This is a genomic window from Nonomuraea salmonea, from assembly GCF_042428605.1.
Lineage (GTDB): Bacteria > Actinomycetota > Actinomycetes > Streptosporangiales > Streptosporangiaceae > Nonomuraea > Nonomuraea salmonea.
Genome location: NZ_JBHMCF010000053.1, coordinates 1 through 24,835, shown reverse-complemented (window position 1 = coordinate 24,835; position 24,835 = coordinate 1). Strand labels below are relative to the sequence as shown.

Annotated in this window: 29 protein-coding genes and 1 pseudogene; 18 read left to right on the top strand and 12 right to left on the bottom strand. The window is 71.1% G+C overall.

Features of this window, described 5'->3' with window-relative positions; translation table 11 throughout:
- Positions 1-79: 79 nt before the first annotated feature.
- From ACFFR3_RS45140 to ACFFR3_RS45130, 3 genes are all read right to left on the bottom strand, one after another.
- Positions 80-910 (bottom strand): CPBP family intramembrane glutamic endopeptidase, encoded by an 831-nt coding sequence (locus ACFFR3_RS45140; protein ID WP_345406755.1) that lies wholly within the window; start codon positions 908-910, stop codon positions 80-82.
- Between the two features lie 468 nt (positions 911-1,378).
- Positions 1,379-2,002 carry an NADPH-dependent F420 reductase gene (locus ACFFR3_RS45135; RefSeq protein ID WP_345406752.1) on the bottom strand — a complete coding sequence of 208 codons (624 nt, stop codon included), beginning with the start codon at positions 2,000-2,002 and terminating at the stop codon, positions 1,379-1,381.
- A 33-nt stretch (positions 2,003-2,035) separates the two neighbouring features.
- Complete coding sequence (locus ACFFR3_RS45130) at positions 2,036-2,770, bottom strand: SDR family NAD(P)-dependent oxidoreductase (protein ID WP_379485161.1); 735 nt, start codon at positions 2,768-2,770, stop codon at positions 2,036-2,038.
- Positions 2,771-2,913: 143 nt separating this feature from the next.
- On the opposite strand from ACFFR3_RS45130, the gene ACFFR3_RS45125 reads away from it, so the two are divergent.
- Together ACFFR3_RS45125 and ACFFR3_RS45120 are read left to right on the top strand one after the other, a co-directional pair.
- Entirely contained in the window at positions 2,914-3,525 is a 612-nt protein-coding gene (locus tag ACFFR3_RS45125) for a TetR/AcrR family transcriptional regulator (protein ID WP_379485160.1), read from the top strand.
- Between the two features lie 118 nt (positions 3,526-3,643).
- Positions 3,644-3,862: a recombinase family protein gene (locus tag ACFFR3_RS45120; RefSeq protein WP_379485159.1), complete on the top strand. Its 219-nt coding sequence runs from the start codon at positions 3,644-3,646 to the stop codon at positions 3,860-3,862.
- On the opposite strand, the gene ACFFR3_RS45115 is transcribed toward ACFFR3_RS45120, so the two are convergent.
- Positions 3,839-4,309 (bottom strand): MarR family winged helix-turn-helix transcriptional regulator, encoded by a 471-nt coding sequence (locus tag ACFFR3_RS45115; RefSeq protein ID WP_345406743.1) that lies wholly within the window; start codon positions 4,307-4,309, stop codon positions 3,839-3,841. The two genes, ACFFR3_RS45120 and ACFFR3_RS45115, sit on opposite strands and share 24 nt — an antisense overlap.
- 158 nt (positions 4,310-4,467) lie before the next feature.
- Here ACFFR3_RS45115 and ACFFR3_RS45110 point away from each other — a divergent pair, with 158 nt between their 5' ends.
- The 3 genes from ACFFR3_RS45110 (at position 4,468) to ACFFR3_RS45100 (ending at position 6,827) form a co-directional block, all read left to right on the top strand.
- Positions 4,468-5,091 carry an NADPH-dependent F420 reductase gene (locus ACFFR3_RS45110; protein ID WP_379485158.1) on the top strand — a complete coding sequence of 208 codons (624 nt, stop codon included), beginning with the start codon at positions 4,468-4,470 and terminating at the stop codon, positions 5,089-5,091.
- 52 nt (positions 5,092-5,143) lie between these two features.
- Positions 5,144-6,085 carry an SDR family oxidoreductase gene (locus ACFFR3_RS45105; protein ID WP_379485157.1) on the top strand — a complete coding sequence of 314 codons (942 nt, stop codon included), beginning with the start codon at positions 5,144-5,146 and terminating at the stop codon, positions 6,083-6,085.
- Positions 6,086-6,158: 73 nt separating this feature from the next.
- Positions 6,159-6,827 carry an NADPH-dependent F420 reductase gene (locus tag ACFFR3_RS45100; protein ID WP_379485156.1) on the top strand — a complete coding sequence of 223 codons (669 nt, stop codon included), beginning with the start codon at positions 6,159-6,161 and terminating at the stop codon, positions 6,825-6,827.
- 144 nt (positions 6,828-6,971) lie between these two features.
- On the opposite strand, the gene ACFFR3_RS45095 is transcribed toward ACFFR3_RS45100, so the two are convergent.
- Both ACFFR3_RS45095 and ACFFR3_RS45090 read right to left on the bottom strand, forming a co-directional pair.
- The gene (locus tag ACFFR3_RS45095) at positions 6,972-8,138 is read right to left on the bottom strand and encodes an epoxide hydrolase family protein (protein WP_379485155.1); all 1,167 of its coding nucleotides are present in this window, start codon (positions 8,136-8,138) and stop codon (positions 6,972-6,974) included.
- A 749-nt stretch (positions 8,139-8,887) separates the two neighbouring features.
- Positions 8,888-10,384, bottom strand: coding sequence for a coiled-coil domain-containing protein (locus ACFFR3_RS45090; protein ID WP_379485154.1), 1,497 nt, complete (start codon positions 10,382-10,384; stop codon positions 8,888-8,890).
- A 364-nt stretch (positions 10,385-10,748) separates the two neighbouring features.
- On the opposite strand from ACFFR3_RS45090, the gene ACFFR3_RS45085 reads away from it, so the two are divergent.
- The 3 genes and pseudogenes from ACFFR3_RS45085 (at position 10,749) to ACFFR3_RS45075 (ending at position 12,488) form a co-directional block, all read left to right on the top strand.
- Positions 10,749-11,474, top strand: coding sequence for a nucleotidyltransferase domain-containing protein (locus ACFFR3_RS45085; protein WP_345406728.1), 726 nt, complete (start codon positions 10,749-10,751; stop codon positions 11,472-11,474).
- A 93-nt stretch (positions 11,475-11,567) separates the two neighbouring features.
- Positions 11,568-12,349, top strand: a pseudogene (locus tag ACFFR3_RS45080) (Tn3 family transposase).
- A gap of 16 nt (positions 12,350-12,365) precedes the next feature.
- Positions 12,366-12,488 carry a hypothetical protein gene (locus ACFFR3_RS45075; RefSeq protein WP_345406724.1) on the top strand — a complete coding sequence of 41 codons (123 nt, stop codon included), beginning with the start codon at positions 12,366-12,368 and terminating at the stop codon, positions 12,486-12,488.
- Positions 12,489-12,665: 177 nt separating this feature from the next.
- Here the strand turns inward: ACFFR3_RS45075 and ACFFR3_RS45070 are convergent, their stop codons facing one another.
- The 3 genes from ACFFR3_RS45070 to ACFFR3_RS45060 are packed head-to-tail and all read right to left on the bottom strand — an operon-like array spanning position 12,666 to position 16,013.
- Entirely contained in the window at positions 12,666-14,090 is a 1,425-nt protein-coding gene (locus ACFFR3_RS45070; protein ID WP_345406722.1) for an FAD-dependent oxidoreductase, read from the bottom strand.
- A complete protein-coding gene (locus ACFFR3_RS45065; protein WP_345406720.1) occupies positions 14,087-14,944 on the bottom strand; it encodes a bile acid:sodium symporter family protein in 858 nt (285 codons plus the stop codon). Before ACFFR3_RS45065 ends, ACFFR3_RS45070 begins: the two co-directional genes overlap by 4 nt.
- Before the next feature lies 1 nt (position 14,945).
- Positions 14,946-16,013, bottom strand: coding sequence for a flavin-containing monooxygenase (locus tag ACFFR3_RS45060; protein ID WP_345406718.1), 1,068 nt, complete (start codon positions 16,011-16,013; stop codon positions 14,946-14,948).
- 53 nt (positions 16,014-16,066) lie between these two features.
- Between ACFFR3_RS45060 and ACFFR3_RS45055 the strand changes: the two genes are divergently transcribed.
- From ACFFR3_RS45055 to ACFFR3_RS45015, 9 genes are all read left to right on the top strand, one after another.
- Complete coding sequence (locus tag ACFFR3_RS45055; protein WP_345406716.1) at positions 16,067-16,411, top strand: ArsR/SmtB family transcription factor; 345 nt, start codon at positions 16,067-16,069, stop codon at positions 16,409-16,411.
- A 116-nt stretch (positions 16,412-16,527) separates the two neighbouring features.
- Complete coding sequence (locus tag ACFFR3_RS45050) at positions 16,528-16,650, top strand: hypothetical protein (RefSeq protein ID WP_345406714.1); 123 nt, start codon at positions 16,528-16,530, stop codon at positions 16,648-16,650.
- Positions 16,651-16,671: 21 nt separating this feature from the next.
- Positions 16,672-18,081, top strand: coding sequence for an FAD-dependent oxidoreductase (locus ACFFR3_RS45045; RefSeq protein WP_345406712.1), 1,410 nt, complete (start codon positions 16,672-16,674; stop codon positions 18,079-18,081).
- A 14-nt stretch (positions 18,082-18,095) separates the two neighbouring features.
- A complete protein-coding gene (locus ACFFR3_RS45040) occupies positions 18,096-18,359 on the top strand; it encodes a hypothetical protein (protein WP_345406709.1) in 264 nt (87 codons plus the stop codon).
- On the top strand, positions 18,356-19,591 hold the full coding sequence (locus ACFFR3_RS45035) for an MFS transporter (RefSeq protein ID WP_345406706.1): 1,236 nt from the start codon (positions 18,356-18,358) through the stop codon (positions 19,589-19,591). Before ACFFR3_RS45040 ends, ACFFR3_RS45035 begins: the two co-directional genes overlap by 4 nt.
- Before the next feature lie 32 nt (positions 19,592-19,623).
- Positions 19,624-20,010, top strand: a complete 387-nt coding sequence (locus ACFFR3_RS45030; protein ID WP_364385579.1) for a metalloregulator ArsR/SmtB family transcription factor — start codon at positions 19,624-19,626, stop codon at positions 20,008-20,010.
- On the top strand, positions 20,007-21,092 hold the full coding sequence (locus ACFFR3_RS45025; RefSeq protein ID WP_379485153.1) for an ArsO family NAD(P)H-dependent flavin-containing monooxygenase: 1,086 nt from the start codon (positions 20,007-20,009) through the stop codon (positions 21,090-21,092). Before ACFFR3_RS45030 ends, ACFFR3_RS45025 begins: the two co-directional genes overlap by 4 nt.
- 154 nt (positions 21,093-21,246) lie before the next feature.
- Positions 21,247-21,504 (top strand): hypothetical protein, encoded by a 258-nt coding sequence (locus ACFFR3_RS45020; RefSeq protein WP_345406700.1) that lies wholly within the window; start codon positions 21,247-21,249, stop codon positions 21,502-21,504.
- A complete protein-coding gene (locus ACFFR3_RS45015) occupies positions 21,501-22,844 on the top strand; it encodes a M28 family metallopeptidase (protein ID WP_379485152.1) in 1,344 nt (447 codons plus the stop codon). The genes ACFFR3_RS45020 and ACFFR3_RS45015 overlap by 4 nt, the downstream gene beginning before the upstream one ends.
- Before the next feature lie 35 nt (positions 22,845-22,879).
- On the opposite strand, the gene ACFFR3_RS45010 is transcribed toward ACFFR3_RS45015, so the two are convergent.
- The gene (locus ACFFR3_RS45010) at positions 22,880-23,143 is read right to left on the bottom strand and encodes a hypothetical protein (protein ID WP_345406688.1); all 264 of its coding nucleotides are present in this window, start codon (positions 23,141-23,143) and stop codon (positions 22,880-22,882) included.
- Between ACFFR3_RS45010 and ACFFR3_RS45005 the strand changes: the two genes are divergently transcribed.
- Positions 23,127-24,179, top strand: a complete 1,053-nt coding sequence (locus tag ACFFR3_RS45005; RefSeq protein WP_379485151.1) for a hypothetical protein — start codon at positions 23,127-23,129, stop codon at positions 24,177-24,179. The two genes, ACFFR3_RS45010 and ACFFR3_RS45005, sit on opposite strands and share 17 nt — an antisense overlap.
- 57 nt (positions 24,180-24,236) lie before the next feature.
- Here ACFFR3_RS45005 and ACFFR3_RS45000 read toward each other — a convergent pair whose 3' ends face one another.
- Together ACFFR3_RS45000 and ACFFR3_RS44995 are read right to left on the bottom strand one after the other, a co-directional pair.
- Positions 24,237-24,632 (bottom strand): arsenate reductase ArsC, encoded by a 396-nt coding sequence (locus ACFFR3_RS45000; protein WP_345406679.1) that lies wholly within the window; start codon positions 24,630-24,632, stop codon positions 24,237-24,239.
- A partial coding sequence (locus ACFFR3_RS44995) for an arsenic resistance protein (protein ID WP_379485108.1) occupies positions 24,625-24,835 on the bottom strand: 211 nt, incomplete at its 5' end. The genes ACFFR3_RS44995 and ACFFR3_RS45000, both read right to left, overlap by 8 nt.

The following is a 24,835-nucleotide window of genomic DNA, read 5'->3' as shown; positions in this document are numbered from 1 at the left end:
GTTCACCTCGCCGTGATCGACGCCTGGCTATGAGCCCACCACTTCTGAAACACGCCCTAGAACTTCAGCAGGTGGCTGGTCAGGTCGTACAGGCGGCGGGCGGCGGCTGGGTCGAGCGACGGAGCGGGACCACGTGACCACGCCGGTGTGCCAGCCACATGAACACCACGGTGGCCACCACGCCGAACACCACGGCGTACACACTGCCCTCCGGTCCGAAGTCCCCGCCCGTGACCAGCGCGGGACCCGACATCGTGGCGTCCAGCAGACCCTGCGGGGTGTTGCTGCCGGACACCTTGGTGCTGAAGATGGCGCTCGCGGCAATGTTCCAGCCGAGGTGCAGACCGATCGGCACCCACAGCTTGCGGGTGGCGATGTACGCGGCGGTCAGCATCCCGCCTGCCTCGATGGCGATAGCGATGGCGCCCCACAGAGTGGCGTTCGCGTTGAGCAGGTGGATCAGGCCGAACAGCGAGCCGGTCAGCACGAGCGCGATCCAGGTTCCGGTCCAGTGCTCGACGGTCCGGAACAGGACACCGCGGAAGACCAGTTCCTCAGTCACAGCGGCACCCGCCATGATGCCGAGCAGGCCGACGGCCCGCGCCGGCGTGCCCAGGCCGTTGATCGTGTAGTCACCCAAGAAGGCGATGTTCGCGATGACCGCCCCGAACAGCGCGATGCCGAGCAGCGTGCCCCAGCTGATCCCCGCGCCTGCTCCCTTCAGCGACACCTCGACAGGGGCCCGGTGCTCGGTGCGCCGCACCACCCAGCCGTAGACCAGGACCGCGACGACGGCCGTCAGCAGGCCGGCGACGAGCGCCGGCCAGGGGTTGTCCTTCACCGCCGCGATGCCCAGATTGCCGAGGATCCAGACCGCCACGACCGCCAAGAGCTGCCATAACAGATGCACGATGACTCCTTCGTGAGAATCCGCGGCCGGAGCGCCGCGGGCTACGAACAGGGGTGCGCTCAGCCGGGGAGGTTGACGCCGAGGGCGACGTCGAAGGTCCCCGCGCCGTTGCGGGCCATCTCCGGCGATGAGCACGTCCAACGGACGCCCCCGGGCCGGCAGTCCCGCGAGCTGTGCCTCGCCGGCCAACGGGGGGCGGTGGTCGCCATCACGCCTCGTCCGTACCGGACTCGGCGAGGCGCTTGAGTTTGTCGGCCAGCGATTCAACTGCGGCGGGTACGGCTGCTCTTCGCCCGGATGAATGCTGTGCATTTCGACCGGCTGGACCAGGCGATCGCCGACCCACAGCGTGTCATAGCCAAGGTCTTCGATCGCGGCAGAACGCGCTCAGGCCGGCGGCGCCGCTGATGGGAAGTGTGAAACCAGGCTTCATTGACGAGTCCGCTCGGTGATTCGTCAACTGTTTGCTCAGACGGGAAGTTCGGTGATGCTGAGGGCGAAGTCCACGTTCCCCACCCCGTGGTTGGCGAGGCCCACCGTGACCACGCCCGCTCCTTCCAGCCAGTGCGCCATGTTCAGGCCACCGACGTCCAGCGGGCGCAGCCCCAGGCTCGTGATGAACGCCTCCACACGTGCCTTGGCCTGCGCATCATCGCCGGCGATGAAGACGTCGGGCCGACCCTTCTCCAGGACATGACGGAAGATGGTGTTGAACGCCTTCACCACGCTGGCGCCGGCCGGGGCCGCCTTGGCGACTTCCTGCGCGATCGAGGTCTCCTCGCGGTGGGCTAGCCCGTCGAACGTGGCATTGAAGGGATTGCTGATGTCGACGATGACCTTGCCCGCGAGAGCGTCTCCGTACTGGGCGACGACCGGCACGACACCGGCGTACAACAGGGCCACGATGACGATGCCGCCGGCAGGGGTGGTGCCCCAAGCTCCTGTCGTGGCGTCGCCGCCGAGAGCCTTGGCCAGGTCAGCGGCCTTCGATTGATCGCGGCCCATGACCTCGACGGTATTGCCGCCCGCTACCGCCCGTGCTCCGATGGTGCGGGCCATGTTGCCGGTGCCGATGATGCTGATGTTGCTCATGAGATGTCCTGACCTGTCGGTGTGGTGGTCGCTTCAGATGGCGGTGGTGCCGCCGTCGGCGACGAGTTCCATGCCGTTGACGTAGCTGGAGTCGTCGGAGGCTAGGAAGAGGGCGGCGGTGGCGATTTCGTCGGGGCGGCCCATCAGGCCGCGGGGGATGAGGGACTCGAACTGGCGCTTGGTGGCCTCGTCGAAGAGTTCCTCCTGCTTGGCGGTGGCGACCTGGCCGGGGGTCAGGACGTTGACGCGGATGCGGCGGTCCTTGAGCTCGTTGAGCCAGACACGGGCCCAGGCCTGCTGGACGGCCTTGCTGCCGGCGTAGACGCTCCAGCCGGGGAAGGCGCCGAGGGAGGCGTTGGAGCCGGTCATGAGGATGGAGCCGCCGTCGTTGAAGAGCGGCAGGGCCTTCTGGACGGTGAACAGGGTGCCGCGGGCGTTCAGCCCGAACCAGGTGTCGAACTGGGCCTCGGTGATCTCGCCGAGCGGGGCGGGCTCGCCGCCGCCGGCACTGGCCCACAGCACGTCGAGGCTGCCCTTCTCGCGCTTGACGGTGTCGTACAGGCGGTCCAGGTCGTCCAGGTCGGCGGCGTCGCCCTGGACGCCGGTGACGTTGCGGCCGATCTGCTTCACGGCCTCGTCCAGGGCGTCCTGGCGGCGGCCGGTGATGAAGACGTGCGCTCCCTCGTCGACGAACAGCTTCGCGCCGGCCAGCGCCATGCCGGTGGTGCCGCCGGTGATGACCGCGACCTTGCCATCAAGCTTTCCCATGGTCTCTCCCTTGGGTCGGTGGTGCTGTGCGCACTTGTGGTGACGGCGTTATGTACACCGATCTGTGTGCTTACGGTACGGGGCGGGCGGCCGGGGCGCAACTATGTACACCGGTCGTTACCCGTTTGAGGTATGGTGGGCCCATGACGGAGTTGGAGAAGGGCCCCAAAGGCCGCCGCCGTGGCCGGGGCGCCCGCGAGCGCATCCTCAGCGTGTCCCAGCAGCTGTTCCGCGAGCAGGGCATCAACCGCACCGGCATGGACCAGCTCTGCGCGGCGGCTCAGGTGTCCAAGCGCACGGCCTACCAGCACTTCACCGGCAAGGACGAACTCGTCGCCGAGTACCTGCGCCGGTTCGACCCCTCCGTTCTGTCCGGCGTGTTCGACCGCACCGACCTCACGCCCCGCGAACGGCTCCTCGCCGCCTTCGACATCCCCCCCACCACTCCCCTGTGCCCGTACATCGCCGCCGCCGTCGAACTCAACGACCCCCAGCACCCCGCATCGCAGTACGCACGCGACTACAAGAAAGCCGTCGCCGCGCGGCTCGCCGACGCCGCCCGCGAAGCCGGCGCCGCCGACCCTGAGCAGCTCGGCGAGCAGCTCGCGCTACTCATCGACGGCGCCGCGGCCCGTACCCGGGTGCTCAACGCCAACGCCTTCCCCGCCGCCGCCGCCATCGCCGCCGTCCTCATCGACAACGCCATCCCCGCCACGGCCGGCGATGACCGGAGACTGGAGGAAGCGGCACGTTGACGCGGCACTCCGCGGCCGGGCTGCACGCGCGGCCGCACGCGACCGGTACGCGGCACCAGCAGGCCGGCACCTGCCGGCTATCACGGAACTCGCCGTCCTCCCGCTGAAGGCCGCGGCCGTGGCCGCCCGGGAGACCGGCGACCCCCGAAGGCCCGCCGACGTGGTGCGGCCCGGCAACTGCCGGCGCCGCATGCGTCAGTCGTTCGACGCCCAGACCGACGCGCTCAAGGCAGCCGGGATCACGAGGATCTTCGCCGAGAAGATCTCTACCCGCGCCAAGGTCAAGCCGGAGCTCGACAGGATGCTCACGCTCTCAGTGCTGGTGTTCCAGCGCTGAGAGCCGTTCGGCTACTTTGTCGCCGATGGTGACGAGCATCGCCAGCTCTGCCGCAGTGAGATGGTCGATGAGCACGTCGCGGACGTTGGCCACGTGCTGCGGCGCGGCGGCTTTGATCAGGTCGTTGCCCCGGGGCGTGATGGCGACGACCGCCCCTCGTTGGTCGGCGAGGCACCGCTCGCGGGATACCAGGCCGCGATTCTGCATCCGGCCCAAGTGCTGCGACAGGCGGCTCTTCTCCCAGAGCAACAACCGGCCGAGCTCGAATGACCTCAGCCGGCCTTCGGGCGTCTCAGAGAGATGGGCCAGGACCTTGTAGTCAGCGGTGGACAGCCCGAACCGGTTGCGCAGTTGCCGCTCGAGGAACTCCGACAGCCCGTCCTGCATCTTCAGCAAGCTACGCCAGGCCTGCTGTTCTCGCTCGTCCAACCACCGCGGCTCGGTCATGCACGTCACTCTACCGTTTGGTTGACATGGTAACCAAATGCGACATACGGTCTGGTTCACACGTTAACCAAATGTGAGGGCGCCAACACCACAACCCGCTGACCACGTCCGGGGCGGGCAGGCGGCGTCCTGTCCAGCTCCAGAAAGCAGGCACACCCATGAGCAGCGTCAGCATCATCGGCCTGGGGAACATGGCCGGCGCCCTGGCCACACGCGCCGTCGCCGGGAGCCACGCCGTCGAGATCATCGGCCGCGACCCGGTCAAGGCGGAGAACCTGGCCGCGACGCTCGGCGGCGGCGCTACGATCGCGACACTCGGCGCCGTCCCGACCGGCGACATCGTCATTCTGGCCGTGCCATACGCCAGCGCCGTACCGGTCGTCACGCAGTACGGGGATGCACTGGCCGGCAAAGTCATCATCGACGTCACCAACCCCGTCTCCCCCGATTCCCAGGGCCTCGTCACCCCCGACGGCAGTTCCGGCGCGCAGGAGATCGCCAAGGTCGCCCCCGCCGGCGCGCACGTCGTGAAGGCGTTCAACACCGTCTTCGGCCACATGCTGGCCCAGGGCAACCCGCTGGACGTGCTCATCGCGGGCGACGACGCTGCGGCCAAGGCGACTGTGTCGGCGTTCATCAAGAGCCTCGGGCTGCGGCCGATGGACACCGGCCCCCTGGGGATGGCGCGCTGGCTGGAGGGAACGGGCCTGGTGATGATCGGCCTGGGCCGCTATGGCGCGGGGAGCTTCGACTTCACCCTCGGCGTCAGCCTTTCTGCCTGAGCGCGCCCGCACCACCACTTCTCGCGCCACATCAATCACCAGGAGCAGTAGCATGCGCGTTCTCGTCACTGGCGGGACCGGCCATTCCGGTTCGTACATCGTCCCCGAGCTCATCGCCGCCGGGCACGCGGTCACCGGCCTGGCCCGATCAGACACGGCCGCGGCGGCATTGTCCGCGCTCGGCGCGAAGGCGCGCCGCGGCGACCTCCAGGATCTCGACGGGCTCAAGGAGGCGGCCGCGGACTCCGACGGCGTCATCCACGTCGCACACAGGCAAGACCTGCTTCCGTCCGGCGGGATCGACGCCGTGGCCGCCGCGGAGCTACCGGTCATGTTCGCGTACGGCGAGGCACTGGCAGGAACCGGAAAGCCGCTGGTCGCGGCGGGGAGTATCGGCTCGCCCGGGCAGGGATTCCTGGGTCGGGCGGCCACCGAGGAGGACCCGGCCCTTCCCGGTGGCGATGAGCACAAGGGCACACTGCGGGCTCGTAACGTCGTGGAAACCACCGTAATCGGCCTCGCCGAGCAGGGCGTGCGGTCTTCGGTCGTGCGGATCGCCAACATCATGCACAGCACGACCGATCGTGCCGGCTTCCTCCCCACGCTGATCGCGCTAGCGAAGGAGAAGGGTTTCGTCGGCTACCCCGGAGATGGCGCGAACCTGTGGAACGCCGTGCACGTCCGCGATGCCGCCTCCTTGTTCCGCTTGGCGCTGGAGAAGGGGCCGGCCGGCAGATACTGGCACGCGGTCGAGGATGGGGGCATCCCGTTCCGCGAGATCGCCGAGGCCATCGGCAGCCGCCTGGGCCTGCCCGCCGTGAGCGTACCCATGGACGAGCTGATGCTTCCGGGATACTTCGGGTTCCTCGCGAACATAGTCACGCAGAGCTACCCGGCGTCCAACCTCATCACCAGCCGGACTCTCGGCTGGGAACCCGCCCAGCACAACCTGCTCGCCGACTTGGACAACGGCCATTATTTCCCGGCCGGCTGACGGCAGGGACCCTCAGTCGCACCGGGTCCGGCAAATGACAGGGACAAGGCCCTTCTGGAGGGACACCGAGAACATGACGACTGTGGGATTCATCGGAAGCGGATACATCGGCAGTACCATCGCGCGGCTCGCCATCGAGGCCGGGCACCAGGTCGTGCTCAGCAACTCGCGCGGTCCAGAAACGCTCGCGGACACGGCCGCGAAACTGGGGCCGCGGGCGTCCGCGGCGACGCGCGGGGAGGCCGCGGCGGCCGGTGACATCGTCGTGGTCACGGTGCCGGTCAAGGCGTTCCCCACCTTGACCGCCGCGCCACTGGCCGGGAAGACGGTGATCGACACGTGCAACTACGGCCCCGAACGTGACGGGCACATCCCCGAGCTCGACAGCGAGTCGCTCACCTCGAGCGAACTGCTGCTTCGCTACATGCCGGACGCCATGGTCGTGAAAGCGTTCAACAACATCTTCTTCAAGCACCTGCTGTCACTCGCCCGCCAGGCGGGGGCCGCGGACCGCTCCTACCTGCCGATCGCCGGGGACTCCGCGCCGGCGAAGGCGGCGGTGACCGCATTCATCGAATCCATCGGGTACAGCGTCGTGGACGCGGGACCACTGGCCGACAGCTGGCGGCAGGCGACGGACACGCCGGTGTGGGGGACCCCATACGGGCCGTCCTCGGACGAGAAGGGCCGGCCGGCCGGCGAGGACATCATTCGCGCAGCACTGGCCGCCGCAACGCGGTAACCGCGGGCCGCGGTATGGGTCCGACCGTGTTGTGACGCGACCTTCTCGGAGGCGAGACTCGCGTGGAGACGGACCAGGACCGGCTCAACGGCTACCGAACCGCCCTCGTACCTGGTCGCCATGCCCATCGACCGCTGTCGGGGCTCAGGCATCGGATCGAGGTGCTGACGGTGCGGCAGGACGGTGGGCGCGGAAGAACTCGATGATGTCTTGGGCCAGCAGGTCGGGTTCTTCGTGGGCGGCGAAGTGTCCACCGCGGGGCATGTGCGTGTAGCGCGTGATGTTGTAGGTGCGCTCGGCCCAGCTCCGCGGGGGCCGGCTCAGGTCGGCGGGGAACAGGGCGACCGCTGTGGGCACGCTCACCCGCTCCACGCGCCTGGTCAGGCCGCGGGCGTACTCGTAGTAAGGCCTGAACGAGGTGGAGATCGTGCCGGTGAACCAGTAGAGGGACGTCTGCGTGAGGATGAAGTCGTCGCTGAAGCGCGAGGACAGGTCGCCTCCGCAGTCGGACCAGGCACGGTACTTCTCGACGATCCAGGCGAGCAGCCCGGCGGGCGAGTCGGCAAGGCCAGGGGCCAGGGTGAAGGGGCGGGTGCTCTGCTGGTGCTGGTAGCCGCCTTCCTCCGCCTGCCAGGCCGCCACGGAAGCGAGGTGGTCCTGCTCCTGCGGGGCGAGGCCGTCCGGGTCGTAGCCGGCAGGCGATGCCACGGCCAGCAGGTGGATGCCGGCCAGCGCCTCGGGGTGGGCCTCGGCGAGCCGTGAGGTGACGCCGGCGCCCAGGTCCCCGCCGTGTGCCGCATACCGCTCGAAGCCGAGTTCGTCGCGCATCAGCCGGTGCCAGAGGTCGTGCGTCTGCTCCTCGCCGGTGAGTGCGGGCCGTTGGGGCGAGAAGGCGAACCCGGGCAGTGAGGGGACGATCACGGTGAAGGCGTCCTCGGCCGCCCCGCCGTACCGGGAGGGGGCGGCCAGCCGCTCGGCGAGGCGGACGAGTTCGAGGAAGGAGCTGGGCCAGCCGTGCGTGATGATGATCGGCAACGCCTCCGGGTGCTCGCCGTCGAAGCGGAGATAGTGCACCGGTGTTCCGTCGAGGTCCGCGAAATGTGACGGGAGGGCGTTGATGGCGGCCTCGTGGGCTCGCCAGTCGTAGCCGGAGGCCCAGTAGGCGACGAGGCGGCGGAGCTCCACGGCATCGGTACCGGCCTCCCAGCCGTTCACCGGCCAGGGCCGGGGCCATCGCGTGGACGTCAACCGAGCGCGGAGCTCGTTCAGTTCCGCGTCACCGACCGCTATCACGGGTGTGTTACTCGGCATGAGTTCTCCTTGCTGTGCTGCGTGCCGGCGTACGTGGTCCGCACCTCGGTCGCGGTCTCGCGCTGCCGCGAACCATCTGCGGCGACCGCGTTCATGTGGCCCGTCTGGTGAGCGACAGGGCGTCCTTCGCCGGCGCCGGCATGGCCATCCTCAGGCGCCTTTCGGGCGCGGCCGGGCGCGCTCCCCTGGGCCCCGAACAGGATGAGCAGTTCGACCGGCGTGGGCCCGGCGTTGCCGAGCCAGTGCGGGACATGCGCGTCACCAGACTGGCGAGGGTTGACTCCTGGCCGCCGAGCACGAACGGTAGCCTGCCGCCACTCGTAGCCTTCGCGGCGCTGCGGGCGGGCTCGGCAGGGCCGGTCGCCCTGAAAATGATCAGCTTGTCCGCCTGGGTGCCGCCCGCCGCTCTCCAGGCGCGACAGGGTGCTCTCGGAAACAGTCGGCATCAGTGGCCAGGTCCGCCAGAGTCAGGCCGCGATGGCGGCGCATCCGCCGAAGTCCCGGCCCAGGGCCGCCAGCGCGGCGTCGAGATAGTCGTCCACAGTGGCCATCCTTGCCGGCTCGGCAACGAGGAGTACAAGCACCGGACGCGGCTCCGGCGTCCGCCTTGAAGTCAACCGTACACACGTGCGCCGGCATTCCCGGCGGGGCGGTCCCTTGCTGAGCCGGCGATTTCCAGGTGTCCGCGTTCGAAGATCACCTGCAGCTCCGCAGCGGACCCGCGGTCCTGCCCGACCCCGGGCACCCGCCTATGATGACCGCAGTTCCGCCGCCACCGCTCGTTCCCGCAGTTGCGCGGCCTCGCCCCGTACCGTCTCCAGCTCCGCCCGCAGATCCTCCAACCGTACCCGCTCCAGCCGCAGCTCCGCCTGCGCCCGGTCGCGCTCCTTGACCGCCGCGTCCGCGCGCGACCGCTCCCGCGACGTCAGCTTGCGCTCGCGCGTCAGCGCGGCGGTGCCTTCCTCCTCCAACGCCGCCAGCCGCTCGGCCAGCTGCTCGGCTTCGGCTGTGGTTCGGGCGGCGTCCTTCAGTGCCACCGCCCGGTCCCGTTCGGCCTCGGCAGCCGTACGTTCCGCGGTGACGGCGCGCTCGACGGCCCGTTCACGCTCCTGCACCGCCACCTCCTCCCGCGCCTTGGCGCCGGCGGCCTCCCGCTCGGCCTGCTCCCGCTCCCGTACGGCCGCCGCCGCCTCGTCCCGCGCCCGATCCCGCTCCTCACGCGCCGACGCCACATCCTCCCTCGCACGTACGATTTCCGCTCGCGCCTCGTCCTTCACCCGCGCGACCCGCGCGTCCGCCTCTTCCCGCGCCCGGGCGACCTGCGTCTGCGCCCGTTCCTCAGCCTCTGCGACCTGCGCGTCCGCCTCCTGCCGCGCCCGCAGAACCTCGGCCTGAGTCTCCTCACGCGCTCGCTCGACCTCGGCCCGAGCCGCCTCCTGGGCCTGCGCGACCTCGATCCGGGCCGCCTCCTGGGCTTGCGCGATCTCCACCTGCGCCCGTCCCTCGGCCTGCTCGACCTCGGCTCGGGCGCGCTCCACGGCCTCGGCGGCCTCGGCCTGCACCTCGGCGATCTGGCGGTTGGCCAGCTCGACGCGTTCAGCGAGCTCTTGGACGGCCTGGTCCCTGGCCAGCGCGTTCAGCTCCGCCTCACGGACCGCCTCCGCGGCGCGCCGCTCGGCCAGCTCAGCCCGCCGCTTGGCCTCCTCGGCCGTCTGCAGCGCCTGCCGTTCGGTGCTGGCCGCCTCCCGCAACGCCGCCAGCGCCTGCTCCCGAGCCCGCTCGGCGTCACCCAGCGCGGTCTCCCGCTCGCTCTCGGCCTCCTCCAGCCGCTGCCGCATCTCCGCCGTCTGCCGGCGGGCGTGCTCGGCCGCCTCACGTGCCAGGCGTACCTGCTCGAACGCCTGCTCCCGCTCGGTACGCGCGATCGCCACCCGGGTATGCGCCTCGGCCTGCACCGCACTCAGCTTGGCCTCGACCCCGGCGGGGCTGAGCTCCTCGGCCAGCGCCTTGGCCAGCGGCTCGATGGCCGCCGCCAGCCCGCTCTCCATCCGGTCGTACAGCTGCTCGGCCCTGGCCAGCGCCCCCTCAAGCCCGGGGGTCGCCCGCCGCAACTCCCGCTCCCGCTTGGCCGCCGCCTGACAGTCCTTCTCCGGACAGTACGCCTTCGGCCGCCCTCTCCCCCGCCGCTGCTCGATCGGCGATCCACAGTGCTTACAAGGCGTTACGACACCGGTCTCCGCAGTCACCCAACCAGCATACCATTTTCGATTTTCCAGAAAATGAAAATCAGAAAACTAGATCTGTTGCGTGTCGAAGCCTCGGAGCTACTTGCGAGAAGGCAGAATTCCCGAAAGTAGCTTCACGTGAACTTCCTGCTACGATCCGCGCAGGTTCTCGTCGTCCTTGTCCTGTCTCGTTGAGGTTGAGGCAGTGTCACTGATACGAGGCATCTGGCGTGCCGTCTCCATCCTGTTGAGGCACTGATCGCATGGGGACGGTGCATCGACAGGCTGGAGACGCTTCAGAGGATGGCGAGGTCCGCCAAGCGCTGCGGAATCCGGTACCACGCCTCAGGGTGGGTTCGCTTCCGCCGGGCTATGATCCGTTCTGATGAGCGCCGAGGGTCCTGGGCCACCAGCAGCTCCCCGTCTCGCCGACATCCGGTCCCGCTGGCTCAGCGCCATAACTGCCCGCCTCGACGGCGACCCGGTTGTAGCCGGTGCCGGCTTGGTCGGCTCTCTCGGCGCCGGCCGGGGCGATGACTGGAGCGATATCGACTTGCTGGTCGTCGTGGACGACGCGTGGCTCGACGATTTTGCGGTCCCGGAGCGTCTTCCCTCCGGTCCTGGGAAGCTGGCGGTGGCCTTCGATGCCCGACACAACGGCCCTCGTGGCACCAGGGCGGTTAGCGGGCAGTACCTCGTTGACGAGCTTCCGCTTTGGGTCGACTGGTACATCTACCCGGTCTCTCAGGCGAGCTGGCTTGCGGACAGCACCGTCATCTTCGACCGGCGAGGCTTCGGTCGGCTCGCGGCCACTTTCTCCGAGCATCTCAACGCCGGCGAACACGAGCAGGCGACGCCCAAGGGCCTCACCGATCACCGAGCGTTGCGGCTGGCGCTCGTGCCGATCGCGGGCAAGCGGATCGCCCGCCGTTCTCCGGAAACGGCTCGGATGATTGAGTTCATCGGCGGTCCCTATGCGCCCGATGCCACCGGGAAGGGTCACCTCGCCACGCTGCGTCAGCTACTCGGCGGATTCGCGACGCTCGGCCTGTCCGACAGCGTCGCCGCCGGACACGCTTATCTCGACCTCGTTGAGGAAACCCTCGGCTGACTTTGCTCACCATGTAACCAGTCCCCCAGCGACCCGAAATGTCTCGGCTTCGCCCGGCAGCTCGGCGGCGGCCTGGTCGCCGCGATCGACGGCATGCGGTTCGTCGTCCCGGTGCCGTCCATCTACACCCGGCCCAACCGGATATTTTTCGGCGGCAAGAGGGGCCTGACCTGGCTCAATATGATCAACGACCAGGGCGCGGGGCTGGGCGCGAAGGTGGTCACCGGCACCGTCCGGGACTCGCTGCACATGATCGACCTGCTGTTCCGGCGCGACGCCGGGCAACGACCGGACATCATCGTGACCGACACCGGATCCTACAGCGACGTGGTCTTCGGACTCGTGCATCTGCTGGGCATGCAGTACCGGCCGGCGCTGGCCGACCTGCCAGACCAGAAGGGCTGGCGCATCCAGGACGCCGACTACGGGCCGCTGGCACGCTTCGCCCGCGCAAGATCGACCTGGCCACGGTCAAACGGCACTGGGACGACATCCTGCGGGTGGTGGTGTCGATCTACACCGGCCGGATCCGCGCCTACGACGTGATGAGGATGCTGCAGCGCGACGGCAACCTCACCCCGCTCGGGGACGCGATCGCCGCCTACGGCCGCATTTTCAAGACGCTGCACATCCTCACCTACGCGGTGGAGGAACCGTATCGGCGCGACATCAAGGGCATCCGCAACCTGCAAGAATCCCGCCACGCCCTGGCCGGGAAGATTCTCCACGGCCGCAAGGGCGAGGTCTACCACCGCTACTACAAGGGCATGAGAACCAGCTCGGCGCGCTCGGGCTGGTGCTCAACTGCGTCACGCTGTGAAACACCTTCTACATCGATCAGGCCCTGGTCCGTCTGCGGGCGGCGGGCTGGCTGAGGAGGATGTCGCCCGCTTGTCACCGTTCGGCCGCCGGCACATCAACGTGATCGGCACCTACACCTTCGCGCTGCCGGACCTCGGTCCTGCGGGCGTGCGCGACCTGCGCGATCCGGATCGCCCCGACTGGGATGACTGACGTCGGCGGCGATGCCCGTTCGGAGTTGTTTTGTGGAAGCGGGGCTGCGGGCGGCGGTGTACCAACCGGTGCTGCGCGGCTGCGCGGGTACCGAGCGGCGCTGTGGGTGGCCCTGCTGACGTGCGGGGCCATCCGCCTCGATGGGGAAGCGCCGAGCGTTGTGGGGGCGTGGGCGGTTCAGCCGGCCAGGGCGGCGAGTTTGAGGGCGGCGGCCGGTTCGATGCCCAGTTCGTGGGCTGCGGCCATGACCGCGTCGGCGGGGTCGGTGTGCTGGGCGAGGTGGCGGGTGGTGGCGGCCATGAGCTTGGCGGGGGTGTCGGGCGGCAGGCCGAGGTCGTTGGTGATGGCGCGCACGGCCAGGGTGACCGAGCAGACGCCGGTCTCGGGCAGGTCGAGCTGGACCTCCCGCGCCGCTGCCCAGTCACCGGCCAGGGCGGCGATGACGGACCGGGCCTGCTCGTACCCGGTGGCCAGCAGAAAGGTGGGGGCGCGGCCGTAGCTCTTCATCCCGATGGTGTAGTAGCCGGGCTCGGGGTGGGCCAGCTCGTCCACGCCGTGCGGGCGGACGGTGCCGCAGGAGTGGTCGTTGGGGTCGATCAGCGGCGCGAGCAGCCGGGTGGTGCCGAGGATGGGGTCGAGGTCGAGCCGCAGTTCGGCGGCGATGGAGTGGTCCGGCCGGTAGCCGGTGGCGGCCACGACCCGATCGGCCTTGAGGGTGCGGTCGGAGCCTGCGGGCTGCCGGGAGCGGAGCTCGACGGTGCCGTCGGTCACGACGCGGAGGGCGCCGACTTTGAAGCCCGCGGCCAGGTCGATGAGGCCCTTGTCGACGAGCAGGCGCAGCCCGGAGCCGAGGGAGCCGCGGGCGGGCAGGGCGTCGGCTTCGCCGCCGCCGTAGGCGCGCTGCGGCGCGTCGGCGCGGATGGCCCAGGTGATGCGGGTGCCCGGCGCCTGCTCGGCCAGGTCGGCGAGCGCGAGGAGCGTGGTGGCGGCCGAGTGGCCGGCGCCGACCACGACCGTGTGCCGGCCGGCGAACCGGTCACGGTGGGCGCCGAGCACGTCGGGCAGGGCGTGGTCGATCCAGTCGGCCGCCTCGCGCTCGCCGCGGGCGGGCAGCCCGTTGGCGCCGAGCACGTTCGGCGTCGTCCAGGTGCCGGAGGCGTCGATCACCGCCCGCGCGCGGATCTCGCTGCCGTCCTCCAGCTGGACGACGAACGGCGCGTCCTCGCGGCCTGCTGTGCGGAGCCGGTCGACGTCCAGGCGGCTGATCGCCGCCACGCGCGCCCCGTAGCGGGCGTGCGGAGCGATGGCGTCATGGCCGGCCAGCGGCTCAAGATAGGCGGCGACGAGCTGCTGTCCGGTGGGCAACGCCTCGGGGTCGGGCGCCGTCCAGCCGCAGGCGCGCAGCAGGCGCACCGCGGCGGCGTCGGTGTTGTAGCGCCACGGGCTGAACATGCGTACGTGTCCCCACTCGCGCACCGAGGAACCGGCGACGGGCCCGGATTCCAGGACGACGAAGGGCAGGCCGCGTTCGGCCAGGTGCGCTGCGGCGGCCAGGCCCACGGGGCCGGCGCCGATGACGGCCACCGGCAAAGCGGTGTTCATCGGGCGAAGTCCTTTCCAAGGCGAGCGGTTCTGCGGAGCGGCGCCAGGGCCAGGCCGGCCACGGCGTACATCACCAGGCCGTAGGCCAGCACGATGAGGCTGACGAGGGCCGCGTCGGCGGACAGGCCGGCGACCAGCAGGGCCAGGGACAGATTGCGGATGATGGTGGTCATGGCGGCGGCCCGCCGGGCCTCCGGGCTGTCGAGGCCGGGAGCCGCATAAGCGGCCAGGCTGAGGAGCGTCAGCAGGGCGAAGGCGGCCCAGCCGGAGGCCGGGATGCCGGTCAGGCGGTCGGCGGTGGTGGCCAGGATGGAGAGCGTCGAGGTCACCAGCAGCACGTCGGCCACCCGCCTGCTGACCTTCTGTACCCGCTCGGCGGTGCCGGGCGCTCGGGCGCGCAGCCACATCCCGGCGGCGAGCGGGATGAGCTGGGCCAGCAGCATCGCCACCACCTGGAGACCCGCGCCTCCTCCCACGGGCGCGCCGGCGTACGGTGCGGCCAGGCTCCAGGCGGGCACGGCGAGCAGGCCCAGGACGGCAAGCGTGCCTTGCAGGCTCACTCCCAGGGCCAGGTCGCCGCGGGCGTGGTAGGTGAGCAGGGCTCCGGTGCCGCCGCCGGGCGCGGCGGCGGCCAGGATCACCCCGTACGCGATCGCGCCGTCCAGGCTCAGCAAGCGGACGAGCAGGACCGCGATCGCCGGTACCGCCACCACATTCACCAGCACGGCCGCCGTCAGAGCGAACGGACGGCGAAGCAGTGCCGCCAAGCCGGGAGGCGTCAGCGAGGTGCCGACGGTCAGCATGGTCGCCAGCAGCAGCACGACCAGCGGCAGGGTGATCAGCGGAGAATCCATGTCACAGGCCGTAGGCGGCCAGGACGCCGCCGGCGTAGGCGGCGATCGGCGCCGCCACGTGCTCGGCGTCGCGGTGCACGCCGCGCAGGGTGTTGGAGGCGAAGGAACGCTGGAACTCCAGTCCGACGTACCCGAGGCCGAGGTGGGTGGTGGACAGGCCGCCCGCGTGCAGGGGCAGCCCGGTCGGGTCGAGGGCGCCGAGCGGGGCCAGGTAGTCCAGGTGTGGCAGGTAGCCGGTCGCGTAGATCACCGCGTCGACGCGCTCGCGCTCGCCGTCGGCCCAGATGAGGTGGTCGCCGTCGAAGGCGGTGAACATGGGGCGGCGCTGCAGGCGGCCGTCGGCGAGAGCGGCGGCGTAGTCACCGGTGTCCATGACCAGGGTGCCGCTGGCGACGCGGGCCAGCCATGCGGGCGGGAGCTGGTCGAAGCCGGTGGTGGTGTGCCAGTAGTGCACGTCCTTGCCGCCGACGATCTGCGGCATGAGCTGCAGCGGCTGGCGGGAGGCGATCGTGACGTCGGCCACCTCGGCCAACTCGTAGGCGACCTGGACGGCGGAGTTGCCGCCGCCGACCACCACGACGCGCTGCCCGGCGTAGTCCTTTGGGTTGCGGTAGCCGGCCACGTGCAGGGCCTGGCCGGTGTAGCCGTCCTGGCCGGGCAGGGCGGGGACGAGCGGGTTGCCGAAGGAGCCGCTGGCCGCGATCACGCCCATGGCGCGCAGCGTCTCTCCGGTGGCGGTGTGCACCAGGAAGCCGCCCGTCCCGTCGGCTTCCACCGCGGTGACCCGGATGCCGGTGCGGATCTCCGCATTGAGGCCGTCGGCGTAGCGCTGCAGGTAGGCGACGACTTCGTCGCGGGTGGGGTAGTGGTCGCCGTCGCCGGGGAAGTCCTGGCCGGGCATGGCGCTGTAGCGGGCGGGCGAGAACAGGGTGAGGCTGTCGTAGCAGCTGCTCCACGAGCCGGTGGGTGCCGGGCCGGCTTCGAGGATGACGGGGGTGCGTCCATTAGCGAGCAGGGCGCGGGCGGCGGCCAGACCGGACTGGCCGGCGCCGATGACGATGGTGTCCATGCCGCCGGATCATATCCTCATATCCAGAAATGACAATACGGTAGAGTCGTGCCATGCAGACGGCAGGCAGTGGCATTCAGCTCACCGACGCGGCGCGCGGCTTCCTCAAGGCGCTGGCCAGCGACACCCGCCAGCAGATCCTGTTCTTGTTCGAGGGCGGGGTGGAGCTGACCGTGAGCCAGGTGGCCGAGCGCCTGTCGCTGGCCCAGTCGGCCACCTCCACCCACCTGGCGACGCTGCGCGAGGGCGGGGTGCTCACCTCGCGGCGCGAGTGGAAGACCGTCTACTACCGCGCCAACCCCGACGGGGCGCGGCAGGCGCTGGCCGACCTGCAGGCCGCCCTGGCCGCCTGCTGCCCGCCGGGCGACGGCCCGCCCGCCGGCGGCTGCGGTGGCTGACCGGCCTGGCGTCCGGACGTACTGGCCAGCTTAGGTTCTCATCTAATTTGACAATCCTCTAATCAGTGGCTCAGAATCTGAGCTGTTTAGATGAGCTTCTATTCAGGAGGTGCGCGATGCGCGCTCTGCTCACCCGCCTGCGCCGCCCCGCCGACATCTCGGGTGACGTCTCGGGCTTCACCTTCAACGAGGCGACCTCGGAAGTGTGCGACCGCACCTTCGCCCTGTCCTTCCGCTGACCACCCATCTGGAGAGCCGTCATGAGTGACCGTTGCTGCGGCACCGTCGCCGTCGAGATCGAGCAGTTCGCCGCTCCTCAGCAGGCCGCCTCCGGGCAGCCGGGTAACCTGCCGGTCGTCGTGATCGGCGCCGGTCCGGTCGGCCTGGCCGCCGCCGCCCACCTGGCCGAGCGCGGCATCGACTTCACGGTCCTGGAGGCCGGCGACCGCGTCGCCGCCTCGGTGGCCCGGTGGGGCCACGTGCGGGTGTTCAGCCCGTACCGGTACAACATCGACGCTGCCGCCCGCCGCCTGCTGGAGGCCGGCGGCTGGAGCGCGCCCGACCCCGACTGGCTGCCGACCGGCGCCGAGCTCATCGACGACTACCTCGCCCCGCTGGCCAAGCTGTTCGGCGACAAGGTACGGCTCGGCGCGAAGGTGAGCGCGATCAGCCGCCTCGGCTACGACCGGGTCCGCACCACCGGACGCGACGACACCCCGTTCCTGATCCGCCTGGCCGGCGGCACAGAACTGACCGCCCGCGCGATCATCGACGCCTCCGGCACCTACACCAGCCCGAACGTGCTCGGCGCGAGCGGCCTGCCCGCCCACGGCGAGCACGAGGTGGTCGTCGACCACGCCCTGCCGGACGTGCTCGGCGCCGACCGTGACCGCTACGAGGGTAAGCACACCCTGGTCGTCGGCGCGGGCCACTCGGCCGCCACCACGCTGCTCGCGCTGGCCGAACTCGAGAACACCCCGATCACCTGGGCGATCCGGGCCGGCGACGCCGGCCGCACCTACGGCGGCGGCGAGGCCGACGCGCTCCCGGCCCGCGGCGCGCTCGGCACCCGGCTGCGCGCCCATGTCACCTCCGGCCGCATCCAACTCCTGACCGGCTTCTTCACCCACCGCGTCACCGCCACCGACCAGGGCGTCGAGGTGGTCAGCCGCGACCCCTCCGGCCACGAGCAGAGCGTCACGGTGGACCGGATCGTGTCGGCCACCGGCTACCGCCCCGACCACTCCATCGCCTCCGAGCTCCGGCTCGACCTGGACCCGGTGCTCGGCTCCACCCGCGCCCTGGCCCCGAAGATCGACCCCAACCAGCACTCCTGCGGCACCGTCCCCGCTCACGGGGTGGATGAGCTGGCGCATCCCGAGCCCGGCTACTACGCGGTCGGGGTCAAGAGCTACGGCCGCGCGCCGACGTTCCTCATGGCCACCGGGTATGAGCAGGTCCGCTCGGTCGTGGCGGCGCTGGCCGGGGACTGGGAGGCGGCCCGGGACGTGCAGCTCGACCTGCCCGAGACCGGCGTGTGCTCCTCCGGCCTGGCCGAGGCCCAGGAGCAGCGGGTCGGCCTGACCACCGGCATCAGCGGCGGCCTGCTGTCCACCCCGCTCCCCCTCGCCACGGTCTCCTCCGGCGACGGCGGCGGCTGCTGCGGCTGAAAGGAACACCCCTGATGTCCGACGGCTACCCGACTGCCGCTCAGAAGGAGGCATTGCGCCTCATCTGCGACCACGAGCCGATGCCCGCCCACCGGCTGGCTGAGGCCCTGGTCGCCGCCCGCAGGCCCAGCACCAACCCCGGCTACACGCGCGCGATCGCCCAGATGGCGGGAACGCTCGCCTGGCGGCTGCAGGCCCAGGGCTTCATCGTCGAGACCCTCCGGGGCGGGTGGGCGACCACGGCCGAGGGGCGGGCGCTGATCGCCTGTCCGGCATGACTTCCCCCGCAGAGACCGCCACCCCCGAACACGAGGGCGGCGGTCCGCCACGTTCCGGCCGCGGATGGTCGGTCGTGGCAGCGCTGGCCGTCACCCAGACCGTCGGCTACGGCGTGCTCTACTACGCCTTCTCCGTCTTCCTCGCTCCCATGGCCCGCGATCTGCATGCCACGCCCGCGCAGATCGCCGCGGCGCTCACCGTGTCCATTCTGATCGCCGCGTTGTGCGCGCCGTTGGTCGGTCGCCTGCTGGACGCTCGTGGCGGGCGCGTCCTGATGACCGCCGGGTCGCTGCTGGGCACCGTGGCGGTGCTGACCTGGTCGCGAGTGGAGAGCCTGCCGCAGTTGTACGGGGTGTTCGCGCTCGTCGGCGTCGCCTGTTCCCTGGTGCTGTACGAGGCGGCGTTCGCGGTCATCGTCTCCCTGTTCGCCGGCAACGAGCGCGGCCGGGCGAACGGGCTGCTGGCGCTGACCATCGTGGCCGGGTTCGCCTCCTCGATCTTCCTGCCGCTGACCGGCCTGCTGGTGGACCGGTGCGGCTGGCGTACGGCACTGGTGATCCTGGCCCTGATCTACGGCCTGGCGGCGATCCCGCTGCACGCCCTCGTGCTGCGCCGCGCCCGTACAGCGAGAAAGCAGGCGCCGGCCGCGGCGCAGGAGCGGGCCGCCATCGTCAAGACGGCCACCCGCGCTCGGCCGTTCTGGCTGCTGGTGATCGCGTTCACCGCCAGCGGCGGCGCGGTCGCCACCGTGGCGGTCCTGCTCATCACCTACCTGATCCACCTCGGCCATCCGCCGGTGCTGGCCGCCACGCTGGCCGGGCTGCTGGGCGTGCTGTCGGTGACCGGGCGGCTGATCACCACCGGCCTGCAGACCCGGCTGCCCGCCGCTCTCATCGCCGCCGCCATCTTCGCCCTGCAAGGCGTGGCCGCCCTGCTGCTTCCCCTGATCGGGCGCAGCGTCGCCGGCGCGATCGGCGCGGTGCTGCTGTTCGGGCTCGGCTTCGGCGTCGCCTCGATCACCCTGCCGCACCTGCTGGTCGGCCGCTACGGCACCACCGCCTACGCCTCGCTGGCCGGCCGCATCGCCGTCTTCTCCGTCGCCGACAAGGCGCTGGCCCCGCTCGGCGCCGTCGCCCTGGCCCAGGCCGCGGGTTACGGCTGGGTGATGGGCGCGGTGGCCGCCGCCTGCGCGATCGCCGCGTTCGCGCTGGTGGCCTACCACCGCCTATAATTTCGACAGACTTCGAATCAGGAGGGGTTGTCATGACCGTCCCCACCGGCCAGTGCTGCGCCCCGATCGCCCGCGAACCGCTGGCCGAGGACACCGCTGCCGAGCTCGCCGTGATGCTCAAGGCGGTCGCCGACCCGGTACGGCTGCGCCTGCTGTCGATGATCGGCTCTCACGCCGGCGGCGAGGCGTGCGTGTGCGACCTGACCGACGCCTTCGACCTGACCGCCCCCACCATCTCCCACCACCTGAAGGTGCTGCGCACGGCCGGGCTGATCGACGGGGAGCGGCGCGGCACCTGGGTCTACTACCGCATCATCCCCGAAGCGGTGAACAAGCTCGGCGCCCTGTTCGCCCCGCTCACCGAGCCCGCCCCCCAGCCTGCGGCGGGACGCACAGAGCTGGAGTTGCTGCCCGCATGACGGCCGCCCCCCGGCCCGTCGACGTCCTGGTGATCGGCGGCGGGCAGGCGGGCCTGGCCGCCGGGTACTACCTGCGCCGCGCGAAGGCCGACTTCGTCCTCCTCGACGCCCAGGACAGCGCCGGCGGCGCCTGGCGGTACGCCTGGAACAGCCTGCGCCTGTTCTCCCCAGCCCAGTACAGCTCGCTGCCCGGCCGCATGATGCCCATCCCACCCGGCGGCGGCTACCCGAGCGCCGCCGAGGTCGTCACCTACCTGACCGACTACGAGCGCCGCTACGACCTGCCGGTCCTGCGCCCGGTGACCGTGCACGCCGTGCGGCGCGGTGACGGCCATCTCCTGGTGGAGACCGGCCACGGCACCTGGCAGGCCAAGGCCGTGATCAGCGCCACCGGCACCTGGTGGCGCCCCTACATCCCGTACTATCCGGGCCTGCGCGACTTCGGCGGGGAGCACCTGCACACCGCCGGCTACCGCGGCCCCGAGCCGTTGCGCGGCAAGCGCGTGGTCATCGTCGGCGGCGGCAACTCCGCCGCCCAACTGCTGGCCGAGCTGACCACGCTCGCCGAGGTCACCTGGGTGACCCAGCGACCACCACGCCTGCTGCCCGACGACATCGACGGCCGCGCCCTGTTCGACCTGGCCACCCGCCGCCACCGCGCCACCCAGGCGGGCGAACAGGCGGGCGAACAAGCGGGCGAGCCTACGGCGGGCATCGCCGACCTGGGCGACATCGTCGCCGTCCCACCCGTGCGCGAGGCCCGCGACCGCGGCCTGCTCAAGGCCGAACCCATGTTCACCCGCATCACCTCCCGCGGCGTCGCCTGGGCCGACGGCAGCACCCTGGCCTGCGACGTGATCCTGTGGTGCACCGGCTTCCGGCCCGCCCTGAACCACCTGGCGCCCCTGGGCCTGCGCGGCCCGGACGGGCTCATCCCCACCCGCGGCACCCAGGCGATCGGCGAACCCCGCCTGCACCTCCTCGGCTACGGCGACTGGACCGGACCTGCCTCGGCCACCCTCATCGGCGCGGGCCGCACAGCCCGGCAGCTGGTCGCCGAGATCGTCGCCCAGCTGCAGTGAGCCTCGCGTCGCGCCTGGAACTCGCCGTCTTTAATTAGATTTTCATCTATCTTGACGAGCATCGAAGCAACATGAGATCGTAGCGATTGCTTAGACATCCATCTAATTATGAATGCTAAGTGGGCGATCCACTCTGCCCGGCAGGGAGACCACGATGACGAATCAGACCAGCGGCGGCTTCCTCGGCGACCTGGACGAGGCCTTCACCCCGCCCGCGGCCGGAGGCTGCTGCGGCTCCCCTTCCTCCGTGGGCGAGCCGTCCGACGCCGCCGGGCAGGCCGCCGCGGGGACGGCCTGCTGCGGCAGCCCCGCCGCCGCGACCCAGGCCGCCCAGAGCGGTTGCTGCGGCCAGGCCCCCGCTCAGGCCGCTCCCCAGGCCGGTGTTCAGGGCGCGTCCGGGTGCTGCGGATGACCAGCACAGCATCCGGCCTCGGCCAGGGCGGGCCTGATCTGGCCGCCCTGGCCGAGGCGGTGTCGGCCACCCGCATGCAGGCCACGGTGCGCGAGCTGGCCGGTGACCGCTATGCCGGGCGGCGCGTGGGCAGATCCGGCGGCCGCGCCGCCGCGACCTGGCTCGCCGCGCAGCTCGGCGAACTGGGCGCCCAGGTGCAGGTGTCGGAGTTCGACGTCGCCGGCGTCCGCGAGCTGTACGCCACGCCCATGCTCGCATGGCGCGGCGCCGGGCAGACACAGCACCTGGAGCACCGCCGCGACTTCGTCGAGCACCTGGCCTCCGCCGAACTGCCACACCCGCGCACCGCCCTGCTGACCACGGTCCCCGAGACCGACTCCGGATCCGGCTCGGAGACCGGCTCGGAGACCAGCCTGCGCGGCCGATGGGTGCTGGCCGACGCCACCGCCTGGGGGGGAGCGTGTGAGCTGGCCGAGGCGCAGGGCGCGGCCGGAGTGCTGACCGTACGCGGCACCGACACCGACGGCTGGATGCCCAAGATGATCGCCGGCCCGCCTGCTCGCGCGGTGCCCATCATCGCCGTGCGTCCTGAGGTCCACGGGCACCTGGCCGAAGCGCTGCATGGTGGCCCGGTTCAGGTGACCGGCTCGATGCCGTTGCGGCAGGTCGCCACCCGGGGTTGCAACGTCTACGCCCGTTTTCCCCGCAAGGAGACCGACGGCCACCAAGGTAGTGCCGGTCACGGCGACGGGCCCGTCGGCGGGCCCGTCGGCGGGAACGCGGGGCCGCGGGTGTTGCCAGGCGCGCACTACGACGGCGTGGGCGACGATCCCGACCGGCGCCTGCCCGCGGCCGCGGACAACGCCTCCGGAGTGGCCGCGGTCCTGGAGGCCGCCTGCGTGCTGACCGCCGCTCCGCCGCCCGGGGCACTGGAGCTAACGGTGGCCTTCCTGGACGCCGAAGAGGCGGGCGCGTGGGGCTCGGCCCACCACGCCCCCACCCTGCCGCCGGACACACTCGTGATCAACCTCGACGGTGCCGCGCACCTGCACCAGGCCGCCGCCGTCGAAGCGGGCGGCCCCGCCCACGCCCTGCTCGCCACCCTGGACCAGGCCGCCCGCCTGACCGGCGTGCCCTTGCGGGCGGGCGCGATGGCCTCCGACAACCGCCGCTACGCCGCCGCCGGCCTGGCCGCGATCGGCATCGGTATGGGCATGCCCGGCTACCAGACCCCCGCCGAAACGCCCGACCGCGTCCAGCCGGACACCCTGGTGGCAGCGGCTCAGCTGTTGGTGGCCACCGTGTGGCTCCTGGCGCCCTCGATCGCCTCAGCATGGTGACGGGCGTGCACGGCGCCGTGGTGTGAGCGGGATCGTCATGGACGTGCGTCGGCCTCCGGCGACGGGGCGGACGCCTCCACCGGCGATCCGGGCGTCGGCTGCGGGCCGGGCGAGGGCTGGACGGGCGAAGGCACCGTCGCCGGCGGCGTCCCGACAGGCGGCTCGGCGGGCTCGCCTGCTACGCGACGGGCAAGCTGGCGGCGCGCCAGCGTGATGGCGGCGTACAGGCCGGCCGCGGCGGAGGCCACCCGCAGGAGGCCGGTGAGCAGGTCGAGAATCTGCATGACGTTCTTTCTCATGAAGGCGAGCACGCCGTCAGGCGGCCCGCGGCGCGTACGGGAACTGCTCCTCAGCACCGCGGCAACCGAGGGTGACCAGCCAGATCAGGGGCAGGCGCAGACCGAAGTGACGCCAGGGCCGATCGTCCGGGGCCGCCCCGGCGGGCCGGCCCCGCATCGGCGGCCATTTGGGGCCCGGGGTGTCTACGCTGTGATTCCCGGGCGGGCGGGCGTCGGCGCCGTCGGCGAGACGGAGGAGCGTGCGCTGGTGAAAGATGTCGCATCGGCCAGCGCCTTAGCCAAGCAGGACGGGCCACTGGCCGATCCCGAACAGGTGCGGACCCTTCAGCAGCTCGCTCAAGCACTGAGCCTGCTGCTCGCCGGCTCGGGACTGTCGGTGCGGCAGGTGGCGAGCCGCACCAAGCATGACCCGGTGCCGGTGGCACGCGAGACCGGCGGAAAGATGCTGCGGGGCGAGCGCCTGGCCAGCAAGGCCGTCACGCTGGCGCTGGTGACCCACCTGGGCGTTGCGGTGCCAGACCTTGCGGCCTGGGAACGCGCCTGGCATCGGGCCTTCCTGGACGAGGGCGGAGTACGCACCGCGCCACCGCGGGGGCAGATGGCCGAGCTGCGCGAGCTCGTCACCGAGCTCCGCGAGACCGTCCAGGCTCAGCAGGACAAGCTGAGCAGGCTGAGTGACCAACTGGCCGACCTTCAACGCTCCCCGGCCGGCGCCGCTCCTGCTGCGGCGAGTGCGGCGAGGTTGTCGCTGACGCTTCAGATGCAGATGGAACAGGCCGCGGCCCAGGTGGCGCGGCAAACCATCGTCGAGCTGGCGGCTGACCTGGTGCGCCGACATCCGAAGCTGGAGGTGGATCTGCTGGTCTTCATGCAGGAGATCGCCCGGGTTGCGGCGCGGGGCTACCTCAAGGAACTGGCTGCCGAGGTGGCGCGGCGCAACCCGAACCTTGAGATGGATCTGCTGCTTGTGATGCAGGAGGCGGTCGCCCCGACGGGGCGTGAGGTGGTCCGGGAGATCGCCCGAGGCATCACCTGACGGCATTCACCCGGCGGCGCGGGACCGGACGCCACGCGCCGCCCTGGCCTGATGCGGCTACAGCTGCGTGATCAGCTTCTCGATGCGGGCGCGGATGTCGTCCCGGATCTTGCGGACGGCCTCGATGTCCTGCCCGGCGGGGTCGTCGAGTTTCCAGTCCTCGTAGCGTTTGCCGGGGAAGATCGGGCAGGCGTCGCCGCAGCCCATGGTGATGACCACGTCGCTGGCCTCGACCGCGTCGACGGTGAGGACCTTGGGCTGGGCGGCGGTGATGTCGATGCCGACCTCGTGCATCGCCTCGATGGCGACGGGGTTGACCTGATCGGCCGGGGCCGATCCGGCGGAGCGGGCCTCGATCCGGTCGCCGGCCAGGTGGGTCAGCCAGCCGGCGGCCATCTGGGACCGGCCGGCGTTGTGGACGCAGACGAACAGGACGGACGGTTTGTCAGCCACGGGCGGGCTCCTCTGCGGTGAACAGGCGGCGGCCGGCCAGGCTGACGTAGACCAGGGCGACCAGGACGGGGACTTCGATGAGCGGGCCGACCACGCCGGCCAGGGCTTGGCCGGAGGTGACGCCGAAGACGCCGACCGCGACCGCGATGGCCAGTTCGAAGTTGTTGCCGGCGGCGGTGAAGGCGAGCGTGGTCGTCTTGTCG